Source organism: Salinivibrio sp. ES.052, from assembly GCF_900141775.1.
Lineage (GTDB): Bacteria > Pseudomonadota > Gammaproteobacteria > Enterobacterales > Vibrionaceae > Salinivibrio.
In genome coordinates this window covers 558,770-571,124 of record NZ_FSRI01000001.1, presented here as the reverse complement: position 1 = coordinate 571,124, position 12,355 = coordinate 558,770, and the positions used below count along the sequence as shown (strand labels likewise).

Below are 12,355 nucleotides of genomic sequence, written 5' to 3'. Positions count from 1 at the left end.
TGCTAGAGGAAGAAAGTGATATGACGAAACGTGAGGTGACTGTCCCGAGAATATCCGAGCATGCGGGCACTACATGTTGAATGAGAGAGGCGAGAAAAAGTGCCTGTCCCGTTAATTTAATTATCGCGTTCGGCTTCTTCGTCTGCTTTCCGTGGTTCACTCAACCCCGGCACCGCTTGGCAAAAAGTGCACTCTTCATTATCCACCACGGCACCGCCCGTCTCGACGTAGCGAATACGATGACTCGCTTTGGCTCGGTTAGCCGACACCGCAAACCGCCGCTGGTCACGCTCGGGGATGGTCTTTTCTGTGTCATGCTCAGCCATAGGTTGTCTCCTTCAAATACCGAGAACCACTCTGCTGTATGTTAACTTTACCACCCCTAAGTCACCTAACCCAAAGTGCCTGTCCCGATAATTCCCCTCCAAAGTGCCTGTCCCGATAATTCCCGCTAACTGTGTAATGCTGAACGTGAGTCAGCACTCATGATTCAAAATCAGTTAATAAAAATTAAAGAGCTGAATCACAAGGTCACTTTCAGCAATTTGTCTGTTCAAATAATGAGCGTAGCATTTAAGCTGAAACGATTCAGCTAAACACAACAAATGAGGAAGACTAAGATGATAATCAAAAACGTCCTGGCAACTGTTGCTCTACTCACACCTATCTACGCCCTTTCAGCAGAATTTGTACTCACCGATAGCGCAACTAACACCTACGTGGATCATTGGAAAACATCGGCGCAAGAACTTGGAATTAACACTACAATCCCCTTTTCAATTGAAAAAAAGCGACTCAATACAGGTAAACAAAGTGGCGTGGACATTATCACCATCGATAACGGTGAATTAGAACTGACGCTGGTACCGACTCGAGGTATGGGTATCTACCAGGTGCGCAAGGAGGGTAAGCGGATTCTTGGATGGGATTCACCCGTCAAAGAGATAGTCAATCCAGCTTTTATTGATCTTGAAAGCAGAAACGGCCTTGGCTGGCTAGATGGCTTCAATGAAATGCTAGTTCGCTGTGGATACGAATGGACAGGTCACCCTGGTGTTGATGACAATGGGCAATTGCTCAGCCTTCATGGGCGGGTTCAAAACACTCCCGCCTCACTGGTGAAAGTCGAAATAGACGATGAAGCCCCACATACAATTACTGTCACCGGGGTTGTTGCAGAGAGTACCTTTAAAAAATCAAACCTTTCGACAGAAACGCGTTTGAATATCATTCCTGGCGAAAATTCCTTCTCAATAAACGATACGCTCACCAACAAAGCTGATTACGACGATGAATATCAAATCATCTACCACTCAAACTTTGGTAAACCCATCCTAGAAAAAGGCGCCAAAGTCCATGCAGCAGCAAGTGAAATATCTCCATTTAATGACTATGCAAAAGGTGGACTTAAAAGCTGGCAAACCTATTTAGGGCCAACAAAAGATTTTGATGAAATGGTATTTAATTTAAAGCCCATTAGTGACCCAGAAGGCAACTCTCTTGCTGTTTTACACAATAAAGATGCCAACTCTGGTGTGTCGATGCGATTTAAAACCGAGCAGCTCCCAGTACTAACAATTTGGAAAAATACTGACACATTAAAACAGGGCTATGTAACGGGAATCGAGCCTGGTACAAGCTATGCGTATAATACAAAATATCAACGACCGTTAGGCCTAGTGCCGACCATAAAAGCTGGCGAACAAAAACATTTCGATCTTGAGTACACCGTGTTAACGAGTGCGGAAGACGTCAGTCAAGCCGTCGACAATGTAGCCAAAATCATGAAAAAACAAAAAGTCCAACTAAAGTCAGAGCCTTTGGTCGATCTTAGTCACTAAAGGCACATAACGGCTAGGCATAGCCTTTCGTTATCAAACGTGTTCGGCGTTGCTCACGCTTGGCCGAACACTTTCCACTCACTACTCCTCGTAACGCGTTCGCGCCTGTCCTGTCCTGTCCTGTCCTGTCCTGTCCTGTCAAAACCATACTGTGCTCTTTGCACTAAAGTGCCTGTCCCGCTAAAACAGCCCAAAACTAATTTTTTCTCGCGGTGCTGGCGCGATGTGCGAGTTTAAATGGAATAGTTTGAGCGCCTGTAAGCGGTTGCCCTTCAATGGCTTGTAAAATGGCCGACGCGGCCTTTACGCCGAGGGATTGATAGTCAATTTCAGCGCTCGTTAAGCTCGGAAAGGCATGCTCACTCATAGAGGAGCCCTCCAAGCTGATAATCGCGATATCGGTCGGCACTTTTAACACCCGTCGGTGACACTCAAACAACGCGCCGATAGCTATCTCTTCATGGCTACATACCAGTGCGTCCAACGTGGCATCGCGAAGCAACAGTTTCGCCAACCCTTCTGCCCCCAATTGCGCCGATGGTGCCTCATGCGTTGTCAGAAAATGGTCAGGGGTTAAATAGTGCTCAATCATCGCGCCCTGCCAGCCCTGTAGCTTGCGCTGCAAGGTGGCATGGTTGCCCCGTGCACCAATAAAACCAATATGATGAAAGCCCTGACTAACAAGGTGGGATGTACAGCGCTTGCCGATGTCGTGGGGGTCGCTGCCCATGCTGGCATAGCTATTCATGGAAGGCGACTCAGCAATTTCGAGGACAGGCGCATTGGCCATCTCAAGCAATTGATGGGTACGCTGAGTATGCTCATTGCCAAATAGCACCACTGCCGCTGGCCGACTTTCTAAAAAACCGGCCAATAAATCCTCTTCCTGCTGGACCGAATAATCACTGTAACCCAGCAACAATTGATAGCCCGCTTTATTCAGCCGCTGTTGAAAACGAGGCAAAAACAAGGCGCACGCCTTTTCCAATAGAGAAGGAATAACCAACGCAATGGCATAGCTTTGCGCTGATGCCAAGGCACCCGCAGCTTTATTAGGAATATAACCCAGTTGCTCGACGGCGCGTTGAACCTTATCGCGCAATTTGTCAGAGACAGCATCCGGGGTACGCAACACCCTGGAAACCGTCATAGTGCCTACCCCAGCCTGTTTGGCAACATCCGCAAGCGTAACGTTACCCGTATTGCGTCGTTTTCTTGGTTCACTCATCGTATCTATTGATTACTCATCATTTTATGACACCGTATCCTATCACAGCCATCAGCGATTAATCCTTGCCCCGCATGGCCTCTTTGTAGCATGACGCATTGGTAGACAGAAAAAATGATAGCGCTATCACATCTTATGGTAGCGCTATCAGATAGCGCTACCATTTGTGATCATTGTCCATTTATTGCTCAGTTTTCAGCGATAGAGTTATCAACAATTCTCCAACAACCTAATAAAACCTTTAAAACGGATAGAGCCATGTTACGAGATCTGATTACCGCCGACGTTATCCGCATTCACCAGGATGCCAACGATTGGCAAGATGCCATCAACAAAGCCTGCGCAGCTCTTTTAGATAACGGTGCCATTGCGCCAAGCTATGTCGACGCGATTTATCGCTCACACCAAGAAATCGGTCCCTACTATGTGGTGGGCCCGGGTATCGCGATGCCCCACGCACGCCCTGAGGATGGCGTTAACCGCCTCGCCCTGGCTATCACAGTGATCAAAAACGGCGTCAATTTTGACAGCGCCGAAAACGATCCGGTTAAGGTGCTAGTCACCCTCGCGGCCACCGACAGTAATAGCCATGTCGAGGCTATCTCCCAATTGGCGAACCTTTTTATGAATGACACACACATCGCGCAGATCAGCCGCGCCACCAACGTGGATGAAGTATTAGCCATTATCGCCAACTACTAACCCTTACATCGGTAGCAACAACACTTAAAGACACAAAGGGCTCGCCCTTAGCTATCGGCTTTAAAACAACGAACATGCTGAAAATGCACCTGTTAACCCAAATAGAAGGTCTAAATTATGAAAATCACAGTCGTATGCGGCCACGGTCTTGGCACCAGCCTAATGATGGAAATGAGCATCAAAAAAATCATCAACGATCTTGGCGTCGACGCCAGTGTCGACCATATCGATCTGGGCTCAGTCTCTGGGACAGAGGCCGATATTTTCGTCGCCACCAACGATATCGCCCAGCAGTTACAAGCGATGAATGTATCGCCGCGCATTGTCGCACTCGACAACATGGTGGACAAAGAGGCAATGAAAACCCGCTTGTCTGAGGCCCTACAAGCACTCGGTGCCCTATAAGGAGTGACGTTATGCCCTTTTTTAACTTCCTGATGAAAGACGTGCTCTCTGAGCCCGCGGTATTAGTGGGTTTGATTGCACTGATTGGTTTAATCGCCCAGAAAAAGCCCGCGACTGAATGCATCAAAGGCACCATCAAAACTATTCTAGGTTTTGTGATCCTAGGAGCCGGTGCCTCATTGGTAGTCAGCTCACTCGGGGATTTTGCCACCATTTTCCAGCATGCGTTTGGTATCAGTGGCGTGGTGCCAAACAACGAAGCCATTGTCTCCATTGCGCAAGAAGCCTTTGGTAAGGAAATGGCAATGATCATGTTCTTCGGCATGCTGGTTAACATTCTTATCGCACGCTTAACCCCGTGGAAATTCATCTTTTTAACCGGCCATCACACCTTGTTTATGTCGATGATGGTCGCCGCGATTCTTTCCACCAGCGGGATGGATGGCATCCCATTGGTCGCATTAGGCTCTGTGGTTGTCGGCTCGGTGATGGTGTTTTTCCCTGCCATCGCGCATCGCTACATGCAACAAGTCACGGGATCGGATGAAGTCGCCATTGGCCACTTTTCAACCCTCTCTTACGTGTTAGCCGGCTTTATTGGCAGCAAGTTTGGCAACAAAGCCCACTCCACCGAAGACATGGACGTGCCCAAAAGCCTGTTGTTCTTGCGTGATACGCCAGTAGCTATCTCGTTCACCATGGGGATTATATTTATGGTGACGTGTCTGTTTGCCGGCGGAGACTTTGTGCGCGAGGTGAGTGATGGTAAACACTGGTTTATGTTTGCATTAATGCAATCCATCACCTTTGCAGGCGGGGTGTATGTGATCTTGCAAGGGGTAAGAATGGTGATTGCCGAGATTGTGCCGGCGTTTAAAGGGATTTCCGACAAACTGGTACCCAATGCCAAGCCAGCACTCGACTGTCCCGTGGTCTTCCCCTACGCGCCCAATGCGGTGCTAGTAGGCTTTTTATCGAGCTTTGTTGCTGGGCTTGTCGGTATGTTCTTGCTCTATATACTGGGGCTTACGGTAATTATCCCAGGCGTGGTGCCCCACTTTTTCGTCGGCGCAGCGGCAGGGGTATTCGGTAATGCCACCGGCGGACGACGCGGCGCAATTTTAGGCGCCTTTGCGCAAGGCCTACTGATCACCTTCCTGCCCGTGTTCTTGCTCCCAGTGCTCGGCGATCTGGGCTTTGCCAACACCACCTTTAGCGACGCAGACTTTGGTGTGGTCGGCATCCTACTCGGCCTGATTGTGCGATAACCACAAACAAAAAAGGATGAACAGACCGATTGGCTTGTTCATCCTCTCACGAATACTGCCTGTCCCAACACAACCTAGTTCCTTCACCTTCTCCTTCTGAGTGCTTTTCTTTATGATGTTGTACTGTCATTATTTCAAGCACTGATTTTAAGCAACCAGCATGCCATCCACTATGAACAACATCGTCGCAATTACTGCTTGCCCTACAGGTATCGCACACACCTACATGGCTGCTGAGCAACTGGAAAAAGCAGCCAAAAGTCTCAGTATCCAGATAAAAGTAGAAACCCAGGGAGCGATGGGAATTGAAAATGCATTATCGCTTGATGAAATCATGCAAGCGGCATGCGTGGTTATCGTCTCTGATATTGAGCTTGAAAAAGCAGAGCGATTTAGTAACTCCACGATCGTTCGCCTTGCCATGGAGGACGTCCTTACAGACGCCAAAACAGCACTACAAAAGCAATTGCCCCGATGACAGGCGCTTTTGTTTGCTTTTCCGCCTCGCAGCAAGGCTTAGCCAGTTGGCAATTAAGCGAGTTGGCAAGACTATGTTCACTTTTTTGTGGGCAAAGTACCTTTGTTAATGTCAGCAAAGATCGCACAGCTCCCCCTACCGATACATTGTCGATCCTTGCAACTGGCACCCAATCCAGTGATATTTGTCTGCTTTTGATTGAGGGAGTTGATGCCGAATTGATGTGCTTGGTGCTTGCAGAATATGTCAGTAAGCACTGGCATTTACTCAGTACCTCCGCTTTCGCTGCGCCTACAAATGAGAAGTCCGATTTTAGATCGCCTGTTACCTATCTAAACTTACGTTTTGAGGGTTTACAAACCAAAGCCATACAGTATGAGTCGCTGTTAAGGGAGATCGTTGAACGCGTTGCGGAAAAAGACACATCAATGCAAGCTTATGCCGCTTTTATGGCGCGAGAAGCTCATTCATCCACCTACCTAGGTGATCATGTTGCGCTCCCTCATATTATTGATAGCAGCATCTCCCATGCCACCATCATAGTCACTCGCTGTCAGCCAGCAATTACCTGGCTGAATAGAGAATCGGTTTCACTGTGCATTGCGCTTGCGGTCCCTAGTGACATCGAGCGTCCAATACTACGCGCCATCAGTCGCTTATCTCGCCGGTTATCTTCATCCACATTTCGGCGCTGGCTAACACACTGCGATGATATTCCTACCCAAATTGCGATGCTACATGCTGTTTTAGATCAGGATTGATGACTGAGCTGCCGATATTCCGAGGGGGTCTTGCCCGTTCTCGCTTTAAACACGCGGCAAAAATAGTTCACATCATTGAACCCACAACGACAGGCAATATCGACTAATCGGAACTCATAACGCATCAGCATAAACTTGGCTCGGTCGATACGCACCCACACAATGTAATCAGCCAACGTCATATGCCCATACTGTTTAAACAAGCGTGACAGGTGGCTCGGACTGATGTGGAAATGTGCGGCAATGTCCGCGCGCGAAAGGGTTTGTTGATAATGTTCTTGAATATAGATACATATCCCTTGGTAGAGATCTTCCCCGCGAGAGTGGGCATTGAATATCGGTTTATCGACCAATTGATGGGTATAGGCCAACAATGCTTTAATCAAGTACCCATCGGTTAATTGCTTGTTTGGCTCTTTGGAGAGCGCGTTTAACGCTTCAAGAATGTTATCCACCGCAAAGCCCGAGCGCATAGGTACTGAGAATTTTTGCACCCCATAAAAGCCCGACACACTCGCTCGTTTATTCACCAAACTAAACCCTAGTTGCCGACGGCCATATAGTAAACTCAGCACCGAGCATGAATGCTGCCAATCAGGTTTATTCCAACAGTTTGGCGCGATATAAAGCGCCTCTCCACCGACCACCGTATGCGTTTTCACGCCTTCCGGTGTCGAGATGATATTGGTGTATTGACCGGACACAACAACTTCTAGGCGCGGAAAGTTGACTTGGTAACTGAAAGGCTCAGGCTCCTGCCAATCATTAGCAAAGATAACTCGACCAAAGGGTTCATCAGGAGATTCTAGTAATGCAAGCAAGTTAGAAAAGCTGGTAAGTGTCGAGGCTTTCATTATCATCCCTATACGATCGTGTTCGAGCTCGCTTCCAAAAACGGAAAACTTCCATTAGCGACGTGAGTACGACGCATCAACAACACGATCATTATACCCATACAATCGCTGAACCCGACTAATGAGCAAGATCACACTAAACACGGTTGGGCACAATCTTCCAGTAAATGCTATTTCTCTGCACTATTTTCCACCTGTCGACGGGAGCAAACTAATCATTATGTTCATACAAACTGGCAGGAGCCCATCATGATATCTGAACTGATTAACGAACGATTAATACTGCTCAATCTAGACGCCACCAGCAAGCAAGATGTGTTTAAGGAACTGAGCCAAGCATTGGTCAATAATGGCCGTGTCAGTGATCAAGCCGCTTTTATTGCGGATGTGAATGCGCGCGAAGCACTCGGTAATACGGGGTTTGAGGCTGGTATCGCGCTTCCTCACGCAAAAAGTGACGCCGTGACCACGCCAGGCGTGGTAATCGGTATTAGCCGAGACGGCATCGACTATGGTGCAGAAGATGGTGAGTTATCGCATATCTTTTTTATGATCGCCTCTCCTACAAACGGTGGAGATCATCATATTGAAGTCCTAGCCACCCTTTCATCTAAACTTATCGAGCCAGGATTCACACAAGCACTGCTGGCAGCCAATACTGCCAGTGACGTTATGACACTTCTGACTCAACCCAGTCAACAAAGTAACAATACGGGGCCGAAAAAAGGCTTAATCATTGGCGTAACGGGCTGCCCTGCGGGCGTCGCCCACACTTATCTAGCCGCTGAAGCGCTAGAGAAAGCCGCTGAAGAATTAGGTTATGAAATAAAAGTCGAAACCAACGGCTCTATTGGGGTTAAAAACGCGCCCACCCAAGACGATATATTGCGCGCTGACGCCATTGTCGTTGCCTGTGATAAACAAACTGACATGAGCCGCTTCAACGGCAAACCAGTAGTCGAAGTCGGCGTCAAAGAAGCAATTCGAGACGGTAAAGGCTTAATCGAATCCGCTCTTAATGCAAGTCCTTACCACGCGAGCGGTACATCAACACACAATACAAACAACAGCACACCACCGACCACCTCAAAAAACTGGCGAAGTAACTTATATCGCTATCTGATGAATGGGGTCTCGCACATGATCCCGTTTGTGGTCACTGGCGGGTTGTTAATCGCGCTTTCTCTTGCCATTGGCGGTGAACCGACGGAAGCGGGCATGGCGATTCCTGAGGGCAGTGCATGGCAACAAGTACTGGATGTCGGTGTAATAGCCTTCCAATTAATGATCCCAGTGCTTGCCGGCTATATAGCTTATGCGATTGCGGATCGCCCTGCACTTGCGCCAGGGTTAATTGGTGGCTGGATAGCGAATACCGGCAGCTTTTACGGCGCTGAAGCGGGAACCGGCTTTATCGGGGCAATCATTGCTGGTTTGCTTGTGGGGTATTTCGTCAAATGGATCAGCGGCATAAATTACCATAAATTCCTCCAACCACTCGTTCCGATTATGATTGCGCCGATTACCGGTACGCTGTTTATCGCCGCGCTATTTATCTTTGTAATTGGTGCTCCCATTGCCAGCCTAATGGATTCGCTCACCGCCATGCTCACCGCGATGAGCACCGGTAACTACATTTTATTGGGGATTGTACTCGGCGGCATGGCGGGCTTCGATATGGGGGGCCCATTTAATAAAGTGGCTTTCTTATTCTCCGTCGGGATGATTGCCAGCGGCCAAACCCAATTTATGGGCGCAATGGCCTGTGCCATTCCAGTGGCCCCGCTGGGTATGAGTTTGGCGACCGTATTAGGCCGTAAGCTTAATATTTTTGAGGCCACTGAACATGAAGCCGGTAAAGCGGCGGGGGCTATGGGCCTGGTCGGCATTTCAGAGGGCGCAATTCCCTTTGCGGCGCAAGACCCTATTGCGGTGATCCCGGCCAATATGGTTGGCTCGATGGTAGCTGCGGTGATGGCCTTCGGTTTAGGCGTGACGAACAGTGTGGCGCATGGAGGCCCCGTAGTGGCATTACTTGGCGCGATGAACAAGCCAGTGATTGCCCTTGTTTGTATGGTTGCCGGCGCGGTGGTGACTGCATTGGTTTGCGTCAGCTTGAAGAAGGCGCGCAAAGCCCAGTGGCTGCAATCAGCCGCCTAGGTATGCTATAACCGCATTATTATTATTCTCGGCCTCGTCAATCGGGGCCGCTTTTTTCATTTGAGACTACATTTCTCGTTTAAGAGTACAGCTAGTATGAATAGCCCATTTCACTCACAGCCCTTTTTTTTAATGCGCAACCCCATCCAAGCCTATCAATGGGGGAGCCGCACAGCATTACCCAGAATGTTTCATATTCCGAACCCCGATCAGCAGCCACAAGCGGAAATCTGGATGGGCGCCCATCCTAAAGCCAGCTCCGAGATACAAGTTGGCACAGACTGGCTGCCACTCAACACACTGATTGAGTCTGATCCACAATCCGCCTTATCTACGGAGGTTTACCAACGCTTTGGTGAGCTGCCTTTTCTATTCAAAGTTCTAGCGGCTGACACAGCGCTATCTATCCAAGTACATCCCAGCAAGCAAGAAGCCGAACACGGCTATCAAAAAGAGAACCAACAAGGTATTCCTCTCTCTGCGGCGCACCGCAACTACAAAGATCCTAACCACAAGCCTGAGCTTATTTATGCACTCACTGCCTTTAAGGCAATGAACGGATTTCGTCCACATGCAGAGATCATCGAAAACGTCACCAAAATCAACAGCGACTCACTAAATGCTGTTTTCCAAGCCTTTATCGAAACACCCGCAGCAGACACGCTACAAAGCGCTTTCGCTGAGCTATTAGCGCTTGAATCTTGCGAAAAAACAGAGGCTGTGAATGCCTTAATGGCCGTGGCTGATGAAAACGCAACGGATGCTCCCTTCGATACCATTATTGATCTGGCGACACAGCACCCAGGAGATATCGGCCTATTTGCCCCGCTATTACTCAATGTCGTGACGCTTTTGCCAGGGGACGCGATGTTTTTACACGCGCGTACGCCTCACGCATACATCAATGGTGTCGGGCTAGAAGTGATGGCCAACTCCGACAATGTGCTGCGAGCCGGACTGACGCCCAAACATATTGATGTTGACGAGCTCATCGCATGTACAAGCTTTGCACCCATAGAAATCACTCACATTAAACTCAAACCAACACGCACTGAACAGGGGGCACATTACCCGATCGCCGTGCCTGATTTTTCCGTTACGCATTACAATCAGGTTGAGTATCTCAAGTGCCATATGCAAAGCGGTGAGGTCATCTTCGCCATTGATGCCCCACTGACTGTTTCTCATGGCGACCACAAGCTGACCATTGAAAAAGGTAATTCTATTTTTATACCGGCGTGCACGAAAGCATTTTCGCTGAGCTGTAAAGGCGATGCAGTGAGGGTGTTTAGTCAAATAGATTAGAAAGCAAATAGAAACGGTAGCAATAATGATTGCTACCAACCACTACATCCTTATTTATCTCCTGCTCCAGGCTCTCGTACTCTCCACTCTACAATACTATCCTTAGCACAGTTGACCTCAGTATGGGCAGCTCCTCACCCTACCTGAGAAACAAAGATTGGGTAGTCTTGAATAAACTGCCCCACGTCATCGCCATACCCGTAATGAAACCTAAAGCCGAACCTATAAGTGGCTATTTTCAATAACTTTTGATAATGGCATAAAAGCATTTTGTTTATTCAGCAGGCACGATACTCAAACCATAATCCAGTCATTATCACATAATGAAATTGATACTCCCTGTGTCTGCTGTTTAACTAGACATCCAACCGCTAACCAAATTACAATACTATCAATAATGCTAGTGCTAAAGTGCTAATAAACAATTAATATACATAGAACCAAATTAATTAACACCTATGTAAACATATTCGGTTAACATGCCAAGCAATATCTACAGATGTCTCAAAAAAGAGACGCTCCTCATTCTTGATCACTGTCTTTATTGCATAGATGATAGACACCTGATTTTTTTAACAAAAATTAATGGACTTTCTTTTCTCGTTGCTTACTATTATTCGCTTGCTATGAGTTGCTACTATGACTAACATTCCGGCAGATCTAATTCTCTTAATACTACTCGTTATTATTGCTGCCTACTTTGTTCATAAGGTAAGTGTAAGAGTGGCGATAGCTCGTAAGACAAAAGACTTAGAGGAAGCTAACAAAAGACTACAAATGCTATCAACTACAGATAGCCTTACAGGACTGAAAAATAGGCGCTTTTTCTCAGAGTTACTGGAAGAATTCAATGGGCTTGATAAGGTCGGGCTTCTCATTCTAGATATAGATAATTTTAAGTCTATCAATGATAGCTACGGGCATGGCGTTGGAGACACTGTCATCCAGTATGTCGCTGAGATATTGAAAAGAGTGTCAACCAATGGTGAGGTCGTTGCAAGAATAGGTGGCGAGGAGTTTGCGGTTATAACCCGATTTGATAACTTCGAGAGTGCAGAGCGTTATGCGTATGAAGTTGTAACTTTAATAGAGAAAAGTACGCCATTTTTTCTATCAGCTCCTGAGCGTGTAACAGTGAGCGCAGGCCTGAGGTACCATATAAAAAAACCCCGCTCATTGTCTCTGGAACAAGCAGATATACTACTATACCGAGCGAAAAAAGAAGGAAAGAATAAAGTCATTGCTGAATACGAGTAAACCCATAAAATGTGACCTCGCACCAAAAAATTTGTTTTTTGTAGCGTCATCTATGCAATAATGTAGAAAAAAAAGCTATGTTACCGTCTTGTTTTC

The 12,355-nt window shown here is 47.5% G+C and carries 11 protein-coding genes and 2 pseudogenes; 10 read left to right on the top strand and 3 right to left on the bottom strand.

Annotated elements, in window-relative coordinates; all coding sequences use genetic code 11:
* Positions 1-116: 116 nt before the first annotated feature.
* Positions 117-326: a hypothetical protein gene (locus BUQ98_RS02635; protein WP_074212375.1), complete on the bottom strand. Its 210-nt coding sequence runs from the start codon at positions 324-326 to the stop codon at positions 117-119.
* A gap of 294 nt (positions 327-620) precedes the next feature.
* On the opposite strand from BUQ98_RS02635, the gene BUQ98_RS02630 reads away from it, so the two are divergent.
* On the top strand, positions 621-1,841 hold the full coding sequence (locus BUQ98_RS02630) for an aldose 1-epimerase family protein (RefSeq protein WP_074212374.1): 1,221 nt from the start codon (positions 621-623) through the stop codon (positions 1,839-1,841).
* A 196-nt stretch (positions 1,842-2,037) separates the two neighbouring features.
* On the opposite strand, the gene BUQ98_RS02625 is transcribed toward BUQ98_RS02630, so the two are convergent.
* Entirely contained in the window at positions 2,038-3,069 is a 1,032-nt protein-coding gene (locus BUQ98_RS02625; protein WP_074212373.1) for a LacI family DNA-binding transcriptional regulator, read from the bottom strand.
* 258 nt (positions 3,070-3,327) lie between these two features.
* Between BUQ98_RS02625 and BUQ98_RS02620 the strand changes: the two genes are divergently transcribed.
* From BUQ98_RS02620 to BUQ98_RS02600, 5 genes are all read left to right on the top strand, one after another.
* Complete coding sequence (locus tag BUQ98_RS02620) at positions 3,328-3,771, top strand: PTS sugar transporter subunit IIA (RefSeq protein WP_074213551.1); 444 nt, start codon at positions 3,328-3,330, stop codon at positions 3,769-3,771.
* A gap of 117 nt (positions 3,772-3,888) precedes the next feature.
* Entirely contained in the window at positions 3,889-4,176 is a 288-nt protein-coding gene (locus tag BUQ98_RS02615) for a PTS sugar transporter subunit IIB (RefSeq protein ID WP_046075409.1), read from the top strand.
* A gap of 11 nt (positions 4,177-4,187) precedes the next feature.
* Positions 4,188-5,444: a PTS ascorbate transporter subunit IIC gene (locus tag BUQ98_RS02610; RefSeq protein WP_074212372.1), complete on the top strand. Its 1,257-nt coding sequence runs from the start codon at positions 4,188-4,190 to the stop codon at positions 5,442-5,444.
* A 160-nt stretch (positions 5,445-5,604) separates the two neighbouring features.
* The gene (locus BUQ98_RS02605; RefSeq protein WP_254813863.1) at positions 5,605-5,922 is read left to right on the top strand and encodes a PTS fructose transporter subunit IIB; all 318 of its coding nucleotides are present in this window, start codon (positions 5,605-5,607) and stop codon (positions 5,920-5,922) included.
* Positions 5,919-6,683 (top strand): PTS sugar transporter subunit IIA, encoded by a 765-nt coding sequence (locus BUQ98_RS02600; RefSeq protein WP_074212371.1) that lies wholly within the window; start codon positions 5,919-5,921, stop codon positions 6,681-6,683. Before BUQ98_RS02605 ends, BUQ98_RS02600 begins: the two co-directional genes overlap by 4 nt.
* On the opposite strand, the gene BUQ98_RS02595 is transcribed toward BUQ98_RS02600, so the two are convergent.
* Positions 6,674-7,537 (bottom strand): AraC family transcriptional regulator, encoded by an 864-nt coding sequence (locus BUQ98_RS02595; RefSeq protein ID WP_074212370.1) that lies wholly within the window; start codon positions 7,535-7,537, stop codon positions 6,674-6,676. The genes BUQ98_RS02600 and BUQ98_RS02595 overlap by 10 nt on opposite strands.
* A 249-nt stretch (positions 7,538-7,786) precedes the next feature.
* Here BUQ98_RS02595 and BUQ98_RS17260 point away from each other — a divergent pair.
* The 4 genes and pseudogenes from BUQ98_RS17260 to BUQ98_RS02580 all read left to right on the top strand — a co-directional run.
* Positions 7,787-8,198: pseudogene (locus BUQ98_RS17260) on the top strand (PTS sugar transporter subunit IIA); the annotation flags it as partial.
* A gap of 65 nt (positions 8,199-8,263) precedes the next feature.
* A pseudogene (locus BUQ98_RS02590) lies at positions 8,264-9,697 on the top strand (PTS fructose transporter subunit IIC); the annotation flags it as partial.
* A gap of 96 nt (positions 9,698-9,793) precedes the next feature.
* Positions 9,794-11,002, top strand: a complete 1,209-nt coding sequence (manA, locus tag BUQ98_RS02585) for a mannose-6-phosphate isomerase, class I (RefSeq protein WP_074212368.1) — start codon at positions 9,794-9,796, stop codon at positions 11,000-11,002.
* A gap of 639 nt (positions 11,003-11,641) precedes the next feature.
* Entirely contained in the window at positions 11,642-12,259 is a 618-nt protein-coding gene (locus tag BUQ98_RS02580) for a GGDEF domain-containing protein (RefSeq protein ID WP_074212367.1), read from the top strand.
* The last annotated feature ends 96 nt before the right edge of the window (positions 12,260-12,355 follow it).